This is a genomic window from Thermomonas mangrovi (assembly GCF_028201335.1).
GTDB classification, from domain to species: Bacteria; Pseudomonadota; Gammaproteobacteria; order Xanthomonadales; family Xanthomonadaceae; genus Thermomonas; species Thermomonas mangrovi.
On sequence record NZ_JAPEVV010000001.1, the window covers coordinates 157262 to 171453 of the forward strand.

At 69.0% G+C, this 14192-nt stretch carries 16 protein-coding genes and 1 pseudogene; 5 read left to right on the forward strand and 12 right to left on the reverse strand.

Going from position 1 to position 14192, the window contains the following annotated elements; translation table 11 throughout:
* Positions 1-124 precede the first annotated feature (124 nt).
* From metG to ON759_RS00795, 3 genes are all read right to left on the reverse strand, one after another.
* Positions 125-2227, reverse strand: a complete 2103-nt coding sequence (gene metG, locus ON759_RS00785) for a methionine--tRNA ligase (protein ID WP_271678452.1) — start codon at positions 2225-2227, stop codon at positions 125-127.
* Between the two features lie 142 nt (positions 2228-2369).
* Complete coding sequence (locus ON759_RS00790) at positions 2370-2807, reverse strand: DUF2147 domain-containing protein (protein ID WP_271678453.1); 438 nt, start codon at positions 2805-2807, stop codon at positions 2370-2372.
* An 84-nt stretch (positions 2808-2891) separates the two neighbouring features.
* Complete coding sequence (locus ON759_RS00795) at positions 2892-3320, reverse strand: DUF2147 domain-containing protein (RefSeq protein ID WP_271678454.1); 429 nt, start codon at positions 3318-3320, stop codon at positions 2892-2894.
* A gap of 183 nt (positions 3321-3503) precedes the next feature.
* Between ON759_RS00795 and apbC the strand changes: the two genes are divergently transcribed.
* Both apbC and dcd read left to right on the forward strand, forming a co-directional pair.
* A complete protein-coding gene (apbC, locus tag ON759_RS00800; protein ID WP_271678455.1) occupies positions 3504-4349 on the forward strand; it encodes an iron-sulfur cluster carrier protein ApbC in 846 nt (281 codons plus the stop codon).
* A 78-nt stretch (positions 4350-4427) separates the two neighbouring features.
* The gene (gene dcd / locus ON759_RS00805) at positions 4428-5000 is read left to right on the forward strand and encodes a dCTP deaminase (protein ID WP_271678456.1); all 573 of its coding nucleotides are present in this window, start codon (positions 4428-4430) and stop codon (positions 4998-5000) included.
* On the opposite strand, the gene ON759_RS00810 is transcribed toward dcd, so the two are convergent.
* Genes ON759_RS00810 through ON759_RS00830 form a run of 5 tightly spaced genes read right to left on the reverse strand, consistent with a single transcriptional unit; the run spans position 4940 to position 8390 of the window.
* A complete protein-coding gene (locus tag ON759_RS00810) occupies positions 4940-5779 on the reverse strand; it encodes a DUF6090 family protein (protein ID WP_271678457.1) in 840 nt (279 codons plus the stop codon). The two genes, dcd and ON759_RS00810, sit on opposite strands and share 61 nt — an antisense overlap.
* Complete coding sequence (locus ON759_RS00815) at positions 5776-5994, reverse strand: hypothetical protein (protein WP_271678458.1); 219 nt, start codon at positions 5992-5994, stop codon at positions 5776-5778. The genes ON759_RS00810 and ON759_RS00815 overlap by 4 nt, the downstream gene beginning before the upstream one ends.
* Positions 5991-6740, reverse strand: coding sequence for a hypothetical protein (locus ON759_RS00820; protein ID WP_271678459.1), 750 nt, complete (start codon positions 6738-6740; stop codon positions 5991-5993). Before ON759_RS00820 ends, ON759_RS00815 begins: the two co-directional genes overlap by 4 nt.
* A 19-nt stretch (positions 6741-6759) precedes the next feature.
* Complete coding sequence (locus tag ON759_RS00825) at positions 6760-7611, reverse strand: hypothetical protein (RefSeq protein ID WP_271678460.1); 852 nt, start codon at positions 7609-7611, stop codon at positions 6760-6762.
* Positions 7608-8390 (reverse strand): DUF6090 family protein, encoded by a 783-nt coding sequence (locus tag ON759_RS00830; RefSeq protein WP_271678461.1) that lies wholly within the window; start codon positions 8388-8390, stop codon positions 7608-7610. The genes ON759_RS00825 and ON759_RS00830 overlap by 4 nt, the downstream gene beginning before the upstream one ends.
* 223 nt (positions 8391-8613) lie before the next feature.
* Here ON759_RS00830 and ON759_RS00835 point away from each other — a divergent pair, with 223 nt between their 5' ends.
* On the forward strand, positions 8614-9111 hold the full coding sequence (locus tag ON759_RS00835; protein WP_271678462.1) for an RDD family protein: 498 nt from the start codon (positions 8614-8616) through the stop codon (positions 9109-9111).
* A 16-nt stretch (positions 9112-9127) separates the two neighbouring features.
* Here ON759_RS00835 and ON759_RS00840 read toward each other — a convergent pair whose 3' ends face one another.
* Both ON759_RS00840 and ON759_RS00845 read right to left on the reverse strand, forming a co-directional pair.
* Positions 9128-9538: an HIT domain-containing protein gene (locus tag ON759_RS00840; protein ID WP_271678463.1), complete on the reverse strand. Its 411-nt coding sequence runs from the start codon at positions 9536-9538 to the stop codon at positions 9128-9130.
* Positions 9535-10199: pseudogene (locus ON759_RS00845) on the reverse strand (dienelactone hydrolase family protein). Before ON759_RS00845 ends, ON759_RS00840 begins: the two are co-directional and overlap by 4 nt.
* A gap of 82 nt (positions 10200-10281) precedes the next feature.
* Between ON759_RS00845 and rimO the strand changes: the two are divergent.
* Together rimO and ON759_RS00855 are read left to right on the forward strand one after the other, a co-directional pair.
* On the forward strand, positions 10282-11628 hold the full coding sequence (rimO, locus tag ON759_RS00850) for a 30S ribosomal protein S12 methylthiotransferase RimO (protein WP_271678464.1): 1347 nt from the start codon (positions 10282-10284) through the stop codon (positions 11626-11628).
* 41 nt (positions 11629-11669) lie between these two features.
* Complete coding sequence (locus ON759_RS00855; RefSeq protein ID WP_271678465.1) at positions 11670-12095, forward strand: low affinity iron permease family protein; 426 nt, start codon at positions 11670-11672, stop codon at positions 12093-12095.
* Positions 12096-12110: 15 nt separating this feature from the next.
* On the opposite strand, the gene greB is transcribed toward ON759_RS00855, so the two are convergent.
* Positions 12111-12617: a transcription elongation factor GreB gene (gene greB / locus ON759_RS00860; protein ID WP_271678466.1), complete on the reverse strand. Its 507-nt coding sequence runs from the start codon at positions 12615-12617 to the stop codon at positions 12111-12113.
* 10 nt (positions 12618-12627) lie between these two features.
* Positions 12628-14139 (reverse strand): helicase HerA-like domain-containing protein, encoded by a 1512-nt coding sequence (locus ON759_RS00865; RefSeq protein ID WP_271678467.1) that lies wholly within the window; start codon positions 14137-14139, stop codon positions 12628-12630.
* Positions 14140-14192 lie beyond the last annotated feature (53 nt).

The following is a 14192-nucleotide window of genomic DNA, read 5'->3' on the forward strand; positions in this document are numbered from 1 at the left end:
TGCGGCGGGCATGGCGTCCCCTCCGTTACCGCGAAATCAAGGAGGAGATGCCGGCCATCGGGCGGCATCGGGGGACATTCGCGGGAGCGGAGGGGACGCCACGGCACGCAGCAATTCGAGCGCCTCAGCGCACCGGCATGCCGGGTTGCGCGCCGCCGTCGGCATCCAGCAGGAACAGGCCGCCGCCGTCGAAGCCGGCCGACAGGATCATGCCCTCGCTCACCCCGAAGCGCATCTTGCGCGGCGCGAGGTTGGCGATGAACACCAGGCTGCGTCCGACCAGCCGGTCCGGCTCGGCGTAGCTGGCGCGGATGCCCGAGAAGATCTGCCGCTGGCCGAGGTCGCCGGCATCCAGCAGGAAGCGCAGCAGCTTGTCGCTGCCCTCCACGAAACCGCACTCCAACACCTTGCCGATGCGCAGGTCGAGTTTGGCGAAATCGTCGATGCCGATCAGATTGCTCCCTCCGCCGCTTGCGGGGGCGGGTTGGGGTGGGGGCGTCTCGCTTGCTTTGTTCGCCAACGCGGGCGCGGCGTCGGCGGCCTTGGCCGGCTTGGCTTCGGTAGGCGCGGGAGCGGCGAGGGTGTCCTTGCTGGCGTCGATCATGGCTTCGATCTGCTTCGGGTCGATGCGGGTGAACAGCGGGGTGTAAGGCTGGATGTTGCGACCGGTGAGGGGTGCCTCGAGGTCGCCCCAGGCCAGCACCGGCGCGCCGAGGAAGGCCGCCGCCTGCGCCGAGGTGCGCGGCAGCACCGGCGCCAGCGCCGCGGCGAGCACGCGGAAGAGATTCAGGCCCTGGGTGCAGACCGCCTGCAGCTCGGCATCGGCGCCGTCCTGCTTGGCGATCACCCACGGCTTGCGATCGTCGATGTACTTATTCGCCTCGTCGGCCAGCGCCATCACCGCGCGCAGCGCGGCGGCGGGATCGTTGCGTTCGTAGGCTTCGCGCACCGGGCCGAGCGCGGCCACGAAGTGCGCGTACTGCGCCGGCTCCGGCAGGGTCGCGGCGAGCGCGCCGCCGAAGCGCTTCTCGATGAAGCCGGCGCAGCGGCTGGCGAGGTTCACGAACTTGCCGACCAGGTCGCTGTTCACCCGCGCGGTGAAGTCGGCCAGGTTGAGGTCGAGGTCGTCCACGCCGCCCGAGGATTTCGCCGCGTAGTAATAGCGCAGCGCCTCCGGGTCCAGGCCGGCGTCGAGGTAGGTGCGGGCCATGATGAAGGTGCCGCGCGACTTGCTCATCTTCGCGCCGTCGACGGTCAGGTAGCCGTTGACGTGCAGCCGTGTCGGCGCGCGATGGCCCGAACCGTGCAGCACCGCCGGCCAGAACAGGCCGTGAAAGTTGACGATGTCCTTGCCGATGAAGTGGTGCAGCTCGGCCTCGCTGCCCGCCGCGAGGTAGGCCTCGGGGTCGATGCCGATGCGCGCGCACAGCGCGCGGAAGCTGCTGAGGTAACCGATCGGCGCGTCCAGCCACACATAGAAGTACTTGCCGGGCTGGCCCGGGATCTCGAAGCCGAAGTAAGGCGCGTCGCGCGAGATGTCCCAGGCGCGCAGGCCGCCCTCGGCATCCAGCCATTCCATCAGCTTGGCCTTGACCCCGGGCACGGCGACGTCGCCGGCCAGCCAGTCGCGCAGGAAGGCCTCGAAGCGGCCGACCTCGAAGAAGAAGTGCTCGGAATCGCGCAGCTCGGGGGTGGCGCCGGAGAGCACCGAGCGCGGGTCCTTCAGCTCGGTGGGGGCGTAGGTCGCGCCGCAGGCCTCGCAGTTGTCGCCGTACTGGTCGGCGGTGCCGCAATTGGGGCAGGTGCCCTTGATGTAGCGGTCGGGCAGGAACATCCCCTTGGCCGGGTCGTAGAACTGCGCGACCGAACGCCGCGCGATGTGGCCGTTCGCCTTCAGGCGCGCGTAGATCGCCTCGGTCACCGCGCGGTTGCCAGCCGAATGGGTGGAGTCGTAGTGGTCGAAGGCGACGCCGAACGCGGCGAAGTCGCGCTCGTGCCCGGCCTGGATGCCGGCGATGAAGGCTTCCGGCGTCTGCCCGGCCTTTTCCGCCGCCAACATGATCGGCGTGCCGTGGGTGTCGTCGGCGCAGACGAAATGCACCGTGTCGCCGCGCATGCGCCGCGCCCGCACCCACACGTCGGCCTGGATGTAGCCGACCAGGTGGCCCAGGTGCAGCGGGCCGTTGGCGTAGGGCAGGGCGTTGGTGACGAGCGCGGGACGGGCCATGGACGCGGGGCTTGCGAGGGGGCGGCGATTATCGCATGGCGACAAACCCCGCCCGGCGCGCTGCCCGGGCGAGCACGCCCACGATCCTGCTCACGAAAAGCCCCGCCGCAGCGGGGCCATGCCGGTGGCGTGGCAGCTGCGACTATTCGCGCAGCCAGACCTGCTGCCGGCAGAGGAAGGCGATGCAGCCGGACATGCCGAGCTTGCGCCCGCCGTCGAGCAGTTCGAGCCGCGCCTTGTAGTCCTTGCCGTTCTCCGGATCCATGACCCGGCCACCGGACCACTTGCCCGCGCCATCCGCGGACAGGCCCCAGAGGATCACCAGGCCCTTGATCGGCTTGCCGCGGTTGTTGCCGGTGCACTTGTCGCAGGCCGGGTTGGGGCCGTCCTTGAGGTCCAGGATCTCGACCACCTTGCCCGCCAGCCGGCCGTCGCGGGCCTGGTAGACCTCGACCACCGACTTCGGCTTGCCGGTGGCGTCATCGATCGTCTTCCAGCGGCCGAGCGCGGATTGCTGCGCGGCCGCCAGGCCAGGCAGGGCGAGTCCGGCGACGAGGAGTGCGGCGAGGCGAAGGCGCATGCGGTGGGCGTCCTGTGCGTGGGGGGGCAACAAGACAACGGCCCGGTGCGCGGGCCGTTGCGATCATGCGGGACCGGGGTGCGCTCAGTCCGCTCGGACCCAGGTGGCGGTGCGGCAGATGAAGGCCACGCAGCCCTTGACCTCGAGCTTCTTGCCGCCGTCGATCAGCTTCACCGACTTGGCGGTGAACTTGCGGTCCTCGGACGGCTTGTAGCCATCGCCGCTCCAGCCGCCGTCCTTGTTCGGCTTGAGGTTCCACAGGGTGACCATGCCGACCATCGGCTTGCCCTTGTGCTCGCCGCTGCAGTCGGCGCAGGTGGCCGGCAGGCCCAGGTTCTCGGTGATCTTGGCGGCGAGGGTGCCGTTCTTGGCCTGGTAGACCTCGGTGACGGTCATCGCCTTGCCGGTCTTGTCGTCCAGCGTCTTCCACTTGCCGACCGGCGAAGCGGCGTTCTGCGCGTTGGCGGAGAAGGCGACGGTGGCCAGCACGCCGGCCAGGATGATCTTGCGCATGGTGTCCCCTCCCAGGGAGCTGTGGGGCGCGGCATGCGCCCGTGCCCGCTTTATACCGCCATCCGCCGCGGTATGGAAAGGCGCAAGCCAAGACGGCCCACTTTGGCATGAACCGGTTCAGGACAAAGGGCAGCGGGAGGCCGCTCGGCTAAAATCCGATGCTTGGAACCACGAGTAACCGCGATGCCACGCCTTCCTCCCCACGCCGTGCAGGGCGAGCTCAAGCCGCTCGCCAACGTCCGCAACATCATCGCCGTCGGCTCCGGCAAGGGCGGGGTGGGCAAGTCCACCACCGCGGTCAACCTCGCGTTGGCGCTGGCCGCCGAGGGCCTGGCGGTGGGCTTGCTCGACGCCGACATCTACGGCCCCAGCGTGCCGATGATGCTGGGCCTGTCCGGGCGTCCGGAGAGCCCCGACGGCAAGACCATCGAGCCGATGCGCGCGCATGGCGTGGCGGCGATGTCGATCGGCCTGCTGGTGGACCAGGACGCGCCGACGATCTGGCGCGGGCCGATGGCGACCTCCGCGCTGACCCAGCTGCTCAACGATACCCGCTGGGGCGACCTCGACGTGCTGGTGGTCGACCTGCCGCCCGGGACCGGCGACATCCAGTTGACCATGGCGCAGAAGATCCCGGTCGCGGGCGCGGTGGTGGTGACCACCCCGCAGGACGTGGCCACGCTCGACGCGGGCAAGGCGCTGAAGATGTTCGAGAAGGTCTCGATCCCGGTGCTTGGCCTGGTGGAGAACATGGCCGTCCACGTCTGCAGCGCCTGCGGCCATGCCGAGCACCTGTTCGGCGAGGGCGGCGCGGCGCGGATGTCGGCGCGCCACGGGGTGCCGGTGTTGGGCGCGTTGCCGCTGGAGATCGGCATCCGCGAGCAGGGCGATGCCGGCGCGCCGATCGTGGTCGCCCGGCCGGATTCGGCGGCGGCACGGGCGTATCGCGCGGTCGCGCGAGCCTTGCTGGCCGAGATCGACCAGCGCCCGAAGCTGCGTGGCGGGATCCTGGCGCAATTGCTGGGCTGAGCGGGCGTCCCCGCCATCCCGGGAGGCGGGGACGGGGGCTTGGCTTAGAATGGCGGCCCCGTCCCGACGAAGACCCGCATGAGCATCAAGAGCGATCGCTGGATCCGCCGCATGGCGCTGGAGCACGGCATGCTGGAGCCGTTCGAGCCGGGCCAGGTGAAGCAGGTCGACGGCCAGCGCATCGTCAGCTACGGCACCTCCAGCTACGGCTACGACGTGCGCTGCTCGCGCGAGTTCAAGGTGTTCACCAACATCAACTCCACCATCGTCGATCCCAAGCACTTCGACCCGAAGAGCTTCGTCGACGTGGTGGCCGACGAGTGCATCATCCCGCCGAATTCGTTCGCGCTGGCGCGCACTGTCGAGTACTTCCGCATTCCCCGCGACACCCTGGTGGTCTGCCTCGGCAAGAGCACCTACGCGCGCTGCGGCATCATCGTCAACGTGACCCCGCTGGAACCCGAGTGGGAAGGGCACGTCACGCTGGAGTTCAGCAACACCACGCCGCTGCCGGCGCGCATCTACGCCAACGAAGGCGTGGCGCAGATGCTGTTCTTCCAGGCCGATGCCGACGACGTTTGCGAGACCAGCTACAAGGACCGCGGCGGCAAGTACCAGGGCCAGACCGGGGTCACCCTGCCGAAGACCTGAGGCGCGGATTCAACCGCGCTTGGTTTCGCATCGATCGCTTCGATCAGCGTGCGGCAGCGTCGCCGCAACTCTTCCATCTGCGCGTTCATCGTCCCGTACTCGAGGATGGTCATCATGAAGCCGTTCTTCAGCGTGCGGTTGCGCAGGTAGGCCTCGAACGTCGCGGCGTCCACCGCGCCCTTGCGCCCGGACCTGCCGCCCGATGCCGCGTATTCGTAGTCGGCGACCAGCGCCTCGGTGTCCATGGTCTCGTACAGCGGCTTGTACAGCGCGGTCTCGGTGTCGAAGCGGTAGTGGTCCTCCTCGCCCTTCATCCTCCGGTAGAGCGCCTGGATGTCCAGCAACTGGTCCTTGATCGCGTGGTTGCGGAGCAGCGCGAAATTGCCGGAGTTCACCAGTTCCTGATAGCTGTTGTCGCCGAGGTAGAAGCGTTCCCAGTTGTAGATGCCGATACCGTCGGCGTTGAATGCGCTGGCGTCCTCGATCGGCTTGCCGTTGAAGTGGTCGAGGATCCTGCGCGCCGCCGCGATCCGCGCGGTGCGGACCTCCAGGGTGCGGTCCATCGCGGCGATGTTGGCCACCAGGTCGGCGCGGATGTTGGCCAGGTGAACGAGTTCCTTCTGGCGGTCCTTGCGCGTGTCGCTCCAGTTGTTGATCTGCAGCGCGATGAGGATGCCGACCACCACCAGCACGATTTCGCCCACCGCGTAGGCCAGGTAGCGGGTCAAGCGGTTCTCGGCCAGCAGGCGGTGGCGGGCGTTGCGCAGGAGGGGGATCATGGCTCGGCAAGCGCCTCGTCGATGGTCTCGTGCGTGCGCAGGTCCGAGGCGATCTCGGTCAAGTGGCCGCGTACCAAGGCGCGCTCGGTGCTGTCTTCGTTCCAGTTCGCGGCCTGGATGCCCAGGAACACGCCGGCGATGAGCAGGACGAACTCGACCAGGATCGTGGTCCAGTTCTGTTCCTTCAGTGATTGCGAGAAACGGCGCAGGATCACTTTCGAGGCTCCTTGCCCGTGGTGCAGGGCTTGCGTTCGATGCGCGCGATCTCCGCGCACATCACCCGGGCCTTGTCGAGCAGGTCGCGGGTCCAGTCCACCTGGGCGATGGTGGCGGCGTTGTTTTCGACGGTGTTGGCCACGAACGCCGGATTCGCGGACAGGGCGGGGAAGTCGTAGGCCGTGCGGATCTGCCGGCGCTCGCCGGGATCGAACGTCGGCGTCGCGCCATCGAACATGCGGCCGTCGTTGCGCGCCACCAGGCGTGCGCGGATGAAGTCGACCTGTCGCTCGAGGTAGGCGAGCTGCGCGATGTAGTCCGACACCGCCTTGCGCAGGCGCGGGTCGCCGAGTTCGGAGTACAGCCCGGTGCTGATCAGCTCGTCGTACACCCCGCGTGGCGGCGACACGGCCGGTGCGTACTGCAGCGAGTCCAGCGCCCGGGCCATCAGCGCGGAATCCGCGCCGGCCCAATCGTTGTCCGACAGGCGGCGCAATGCCTCGGTCCGCAGTTCGGCCTCGCCGGCCATCACGCCCATCCGGCGTTCGAGGTAGGCGATCGCGGCTTCGCTCTCCGCATGCAGGCGGGTGAGCGCCGCGCCCCGGCGCACCTCCAGCTGGCGGTCCTCGTTCCAGTTCGCGGCCTGGATGCCCAGGAACACGCCGGCGATGAGCAGGACGAACTCGACCAGGATCGTGGTCCAGTTCTGCTCGCGCAGCGATTGGGCGAGGCGGCGCGGGCTCATGGCGATGTCCCCGGCGTCTTCATTTGCCGATCGCCATGCCGGGAGGACCGATGGCGACCGAGATCTTCCGGTAATCGCGCCAATCCGCGATCGGCAGGCCGCGCGCCGTGCAGAACCCGGCCATGCCGGAATAGTCGGAACCCGAAGGATACTTGCCGGAGGCGTTGAGGAACCGTTCGACGATGGCGGCTGGCGGCGCGTCGCCGGCATCGGCGATCCTGCGCAGGCGTTGCTGCGCGGCGACCGCTTCGTACCTGCCGATGAAACGCAGCTCGTTGATGGTGGCGAGCAGGCCCGACCGCACCGCAGGGTCGAGCGGGATCGGGTCGCGCATCACCATCAAGCGCCCATTGAGGTGGCGGGCCTCCGCCGTACCGTCGCGGGCCAGCGCCAACTCGCTGCTGATGCGGCCCAGGTAGGCCTGGCGCCGCGGCGCGAAGTGGGAGGCGGTGCCGTCGGCCACCAGCGTGTCCCACACCGGGAATCGATGCGGGCGGTTGGGCATGCGCACCACGTATTGCAGCGAGGTGTTCGCCGTGATCACCGGTTGCGGCACCAGGGTGTCGCCGCTCTCCAGCACGTTGCGGCTCAGCGCGGCCAGCTGCGCGTCGATGCACGGCTGGCTCACGTAGGCTTCCGCGCCCCACAGGAAGGCCCAGGCGATGTCGCCCTGCAGGCGCGTTTCGGCGTCGGCAACCTTCTGCCGCCAGTTCCATTCCTGCACCGCCTCGTTGGCCGCCAGCGCGATCACCACGCCCAGCACCACGATCACGATCTCGCTCCAGAACGCGCGCCAGCCCATCGAGGGCGAGAAGCGCCGCCAGCGCGCGCGGTGCGTGGCGCCTGCAGGTTCCGTGTCCGGTCCGCTCATGGCGTCTCCCCGGCGATCGTGCGCAGGTTGTCCATGACGCTGCGGTTGTTGCGGGTCAGGTCGAAGATCCGTGTTTCGGTGTCGGCGATGCGCAAGCGCAGGAATCGCAGCATGTCCGGATCCGAACGCAGCGCTCGCGCGGCATCGGCGATGACCCCGGCGGGCAGCCCCGTGCGGCAGGGATAGTCGAGCTTGGCGTGGATGGTCGTGTAGTCGCCGGGGATGCTGACGCGATCGCCGCACTGCGCGCCCAACGCACGTTGCACGTCGTTCGGCAGGCGCATGCGGAAGGCCTCGCGATAGCGCGAGCGCATGCCTTCCTGCACCAGGTTGTCGAAGACGGACAGGTTGTAGAGGCGGATGGCCGTGTCGCGCAGGGTGCGGTCGCGGATCAGGTCGATGTTGCCGGTCGAGATCAGCTCGTCGAAGGTGGAACCGCGTTGGTTGCGGTTGCGGTATTGGGTGGCACGGTAGGCGCTGATCAACAAGGCCTCGTCGGACAGCGTCGTCCGGCCCTCCAGTGCCTGGGCCGCGCGGTTGGCGTTGGCCAGCACCTCCCGGTAGTAGGCGAGCAGGAACTGGTAGGTCCAGTCCTCCCCGCGCAGGTCGGCCTTGAGGCGCTCGGTGAAAATGGCGGCCTTCTGTCGGTTCTCGCGTTCGGTATTCCAGTTGGAGACCTGGATGCCCAGGAACACGCCCAGCACCAGCAGCACGAACTCGATGGCGATGGCCATCCAGTCCTGCTTGCGAGCATGGGCGACGAAGCGGCGCAACAGCATGCAGGCCCGCCTTGCGAGAGTGGAGTCGATGGTCCGGTGCGCCCCCCGGCGCACGGGTTCCAGCCTAGCCGATTCCGGCACGGTCCGCCTGCTGTTCAAGATCCACATCCCTGCAGGCGCGCGGGAAACCTGACAGACTCGATCGCGCGCGTGGAGGGCCGGGGAGGTCGTCCGTGCCGCGGCCCGCACCGGGCCCACATCATCCACACTTGGGGAGGGCAGCATGGAAGACCAGAATCCGTATCGCACGCCGGACGCCGTTGTCGCCGAGATCGCCGATGGCGAGTTGGCGGATCGCGGGACGCGGCTCGGCGCCGCCATCATCGATGGCCTCATCATGCTCGCCATCCTGGTGCCGCTGATGTTCGTGGGCGGCTACTGGCGGGCGGCGCTCGAAAACGGCGGGCAAGTCGGCTTCGGCACGACCCTCATGTGGGCCCTGGTGGGCTTCGGTGTGTTCGCCGCCGTGCAGTTCGTGCCGCTGAACGCGACCGGCCAGACCTGGGGCAAGAAATTCCTCAAGATCCGCATCGTCGACATGGCCGGCAACAAGCCGCCGATCGGCCGGATCCTGGGCATGCGCTACTTCCCGGTGCAGTTGGTGGGCAATATCCCCTTCATCGGCCCTTTGCTCGGCATCGTCAATGTCCTGCTGATCTTCCGCGCGGATCGTCGCTGCGGGCACGACCTGATCGCGGGCACCCGCGTGGTGCGCGGCTGATCCATCCGTGGCCGGGTCAGCCCGGCAGCAAGGCGCGCAAGGCGGCCACCCGTTCCACCAGCGACTCGGGCGGGTAGGGCCGCGCGTCGGCGGCGCCCCAGACGGGGCGCGGCCAGGCGATGTCGTCGCGGTAGCGCGCGATCACGTGCACGTGCAGTTGCGGCACCAGGTTGCCGAGCGCGGCCACGTTGAGCTTGTCGGGCTTGAACAGCGCCTTCAGCGCACGGCTGGCGGCATCGATGTCGCTGGCCAGCTGCGTGCGCTGAACCGGGTCGAGGTCGATGATCTCGACCATGCCGGCCACCCGCGGCACCAGCACCAGCCAAGGATGGTTGGCATCGTCCATCAGCCGCACTTCGCACAGCGGCAGTTCGACCACCGGCACCGTGTCGTTCGCCAGTTGGGGGTGCAGTTGCCAGGGAGTCATGCCGCGTGCTCCGCGAGGAAGGCGAGGGTCCGGGTGCGTGCCAGCGCCGCGTTGCCTGGATCATGGTGCGCTGGATCGGTCTGGCGGTTGAACGCGTGGCCGGCGCCTGCGTACACGTGGACCTGCGCCGAGGGTTGGCGTTCCCGGTGCAGCGCGATCGCCTCGGGCGGGATGCTGGCGTCGTCCGCCCCGAAATGGAACATCATGGGTGCGCGGCCTCGTCCAGGAAAGGGGTCGTCCGGGCGCCGTAGTAGCTGACGGCGGGAAGCCCGAGTCGCGTATTGGCGAGGAAGGCGACGCTGCCGCCCCAGCAGTAGCCGACCACGGCCACCCGCAACCCTCCGCGATGCAGCAAGGTTGCGGCGGCGTCGACGACCTGCACCGCGCGTTCGAAGCCCACGGCGTTGCGCAGCGCCACGCCGCGTTCGGTCCCCGCTTGGTCGTAGCCCAGTTCCACCCCGGCCTCCACCGGATCGAACAGCGCCGGGGCCAGCGCCAGGTAGCCCTCGTCCGCGAATCCATCCGCCACCGAACGGATGTGCGGATTGACCCCGAAGATCTCCTGCAGCACGACCACGGCGCCGCGCGCAGGCGCCCGCGGGCTTGCCCGCCAGGCGCGCACCGGGCCGGCGGCGGTATCGAGCTGGATCCAATCGCCCATGGCGTACCTCCCACGCCATCCTACGCCGGGGCCGGCGCCTGCGGCGGCTTATAATCCGCGGCCCTTGCGCGGATCGCTTGCCATGCCCCGACAGAATCCCGCCGCCGCCGGACCCAAGGTCGGCTTCGTCAGCCTTGGTTGCCCCAAGGCGCTGGTCGACTCCGAGCGCATCCTCACCCAGCTGCGGGTCGAAGGCTACGACCTGGTCAACAGCTACGACGATGCCGACGTGGTGGTGGTCAACACCTGCGGCTTTATCGATTCCGCGGTGGCCGAGTCGCTGGACGCGATCGGCGAGGCGATGGCGGAGAACGGCAAGGTGATCGTCACCGGCTGCCTGGGCAAGCGCAGCGAGGTCATCCGCGAGGCCTACCCGGACGTGCTGTCGATCAGCGGCCCGCAGGACTACGCCAGCGTGATGGATGCGGTGCACGCGGCGCTGCCGCCGACGCACGACCCCTTCGTCAACCTGTTGCCGGATTACGGCCTGAAGCTGACGCCGAAGCACTACGCGTACCTGAAGATTTCCGAGGGCTGCAACCACCGTTGCAGCTTCTGCATCATCCCGTCGATGCGCGGCGACCTGGTGTCGCGCCCGGTCGACGACGTCCTGCGCGAAGCCGAGAAGCTGGTGCGCGGCGGGGTCAAGGAACTGCTGGTGGTCTCGCAGGACACCAGCGCCTACGGCGTGGACCTGAAGTACGCGCCCAGGCTCTGGCGCACCGGGATGTACGAAACCCGGATGAAGGCGCTGTGCGAGGGCCTGTCCGAGCTCGGCGCGTGGACGCGCCTGCACTACGTCTATCCGTACCCGCACGTGGACGATGTGATCCCGCTGATGGCCGACGGCAAGTTGCTGCCATACCTGGACATCCCGTTCCAGCACGCCAGCCCGCGCGTGCTCAAGCTGATGAAGCGGCCTGGCGCGGTGGACAAGACCCTGGAGCGCATCCAGCGCTGGCGCGCCATGTGCCCTGAGCTCACCATCCGCAGCACCTTCATCGTCGGGTTCCCCGGCGAGACCGACGCCGAGTTCGAGGACCTGCTCGATTTCCTCGACGAAGCGCAGCTGGACCGCGTCGGTGCGTTCGCGTACTCGCCGGTGGACGGGGCGAAGGCGAACGAGCTGCCGGACCCGGTGGCCGAGGAGGTCAAGCAGGAGCGCCTGGCCCGTTTCATGGATCGGCAGGCGGCGATTTCCGAGGCGCGGCTCGCGGCCAAGGTGGGGACCGTGCAGCAGGTGCTGGTGGATGCGATCGACGGCGAACTCGCCATCGCCCGCTCGATGGCCGATGCGCCGGAGATCGACGGCCTGGTGCAGGTGCAGGACGGCCGCGAGGCCGGCCTGGTACCGGGCGAATTCGCGATGGTGCGGATCATGGGCAGCGACGAACACGACCTCTACGGCGAAGTCGAGTACAACGCCTGAGCGGCGCGCGCATACTGCGGGCGGTCGAACAGGAACCCGCCATGCCCTCCGCATCGCACGCGATCAACCGACTCGCCAAATGGGCCTCGCGCGCCACCGGGCGCCCGCTGGGCTTCGTGCTCGCCTTGCTGGTCGTGCTGGCCTGGATCGTCACCGGGCCGTTGTTCGGGTTCAGCGATACCTGGCAGCTGGTGATCAACACCGGCACCACCATCGTCACCTTCCTGATGGTGTTCCTGATCCAGAACTCGCAGAACCGCGACACCGAGGCGATCCAGCTCAAGCTGGACGAGCTGATCCGCAGCACCCGCGGCGCGCACAACGCCTTGCTGGACCTCGAGGAACTGGAGGAGCGCGAACTCGACGCGTTCCGCAAGCGCTACATCGCGCTGGCCAAGGTGGCGCGGCAGGCGCCGCCGGACGACGAGGCCGCCGCCGGCACGCCGGAAGTCAACGACCTCGGCTGATCGCCGCGGCGCCGTTCACGCGCCGGGGTACGCAACCTCGACGATCGCGTAGCGCACGCTGCCGCCCGGCAGCGGCGCCTCGAATTCGTCATCCACGCGCTTCTTCAGCATCGCGCGGGCGAGCGGGGCGTCGATGCTGATCCAGCCCAGCTTCGGGTCGGTTTCGTCGGGACCGACGATGCGGTAGCGCACGAGTGCGCCGCTGGCGACGTCCTCCAGCTCGACCTCGGCGCCGAAGAACACCGCGTCCCGGTCCGACGGCGCGGCATCGACCACCTTCAGCGACTCCAGCCGCTTGCTGAGGTAGCGCACGCGGCGGTCGATCTCGCCGAGCTGCTTCTTGCGATAGGTGTACTCGGCGTTCTCCGAGCGGTCGCCCTCGGCGGCGGCGGCGGCCAATGCCTTGACCACCTCCGGCCGGCGCACCCGCCACAGGTCGTCCAGCTCGGCCTTCAGGCGGTCGTGGCCGGCGCGGGTGATCAGCGCGGTGCTGCGCTCCGCGGGCGGGCGCCAGCGTCCCATCGGGTCCTGCTCAGCGCTTGCCGCCGAAGATCCCGCCCAGCACGCCACGCAGCACGCGGGTGCCGAGCCGCCGCGCCTCGTTGCGCGCGACCTGCTGGACCACGCCGTCGCGCTTGCCGCCGCGCGGGCCGGTCGAGCCGAACAGGAAGTCGTGCAGCGCCCCGCCGATGCCGCCACCGCCGGCGTCCTCGGGACCCGCCTTGGCCTCCGGCGCCTGCGCCTGCCCGGCCTTGGCTTCGGCCTTCTTCGCCAGCATCTCCGCCGCAGAATCGCGGTCGACGCGGGTGTCGTACTTCATCCCGACCGGGCTGCCGGCGCGCACCTGCTGGCGCTCGGCATCGGTGATCGCGCCCATCCGGCAACGCGGCGGCGCGATCAGCGTGTGCTCCACCGGCATCGGCACGCCCTTGTCCTGCAGGGTGGATACCAGCGCTTCGCCCACGCCGAGCTGGCCGATGGCCTTGGCCACGTCCAGCGCGGGATTGGCGACGAAGGTCTCGGCGGCGGTCTTCACCGCCTTCTGGTCGCGCGGGGTGAAGGCGCGCAGCGCGTGCTGGAAGCGGTTGCCGAGCTGGCCGAGGATCTCGTCCGGCACGTCGTCCGGGAACTGCGAGCAGAAGTACACGCCCACGCCCTTGGAGCGGATGATGCGGACCACCTGTTCGATGCGCTGGCGCAGCGCCGGCGGGGCGTCGTCGAACAGCAGGTGGGCCTCGTCGAACACGAACACCAGCTTCGGCTTGTCCATGTCGCCGACTTCCGGCAGGGTTTCGAACAGCTCCGACAGCAGCCACAGCAGGAAGCTGGAGTACAGCTTCGGCTTCAGGATCAGCTGGTCGGCGGCGAGGATGTTGACCACGCCGCGGCCGTCGGTGGTGGTGCGCATCAGGTCGGACAGCTCGAGCGCGGGTTCGCCGAAGAACAGGTCGGCGCCTTCCTGCTCCAGCCGCAGCAGGGCGCGCTGGATCGCGCCGATCGACTGCGTGCTGACCAGGCCGTAGGAGGTGCTGATGTCCTTGCGTTCCTCCGCGATCAGGCCGAGCAGGGCGCGCAGGTCCTCGAGGTCGAGCAGCAGCAGGCCGCGGTCGTCGGCCAGCTTGAACACGATGTCGAGCACGCCGGACTGGGTGTCGTTGAGCTCGAGGATGCGGCCGAGCAGGGTGGGGCCCATTTCGCTGACGGTGGTGCGCACCGGGTGCCCGGACTTGCCCCACAGATCCCAGAACACCACCGGCGCGGCTTCGTTGCGGTAGTCGGCCATGCCCAGCTGGGCGATCCGCGCCTGCAGTTTCTCGCTGGGCGCGCCCGGCACGGCCAGGCCGGAGACGTCGCCCTTCACGTCGGCCAGGAACACCGGCACGCCGATCCGGCTGAACCCTTCGGCCAGGGTCATCAGGGTCACCGTCTTGCCGGTGCCGGTGGCGCCCGCGACCAGGCCGTGTCGGTTGCCGTACTTCGGGAGCAGCACCACGTTGCCGCTGGTTTCGGTGGTGATGGCCTTGCCGACGAAGAGGGGGTCCATGGGCGTCCCGAAATGAATGCGTGGTTGCGATTCTATGCGAACGCGCACCGCCG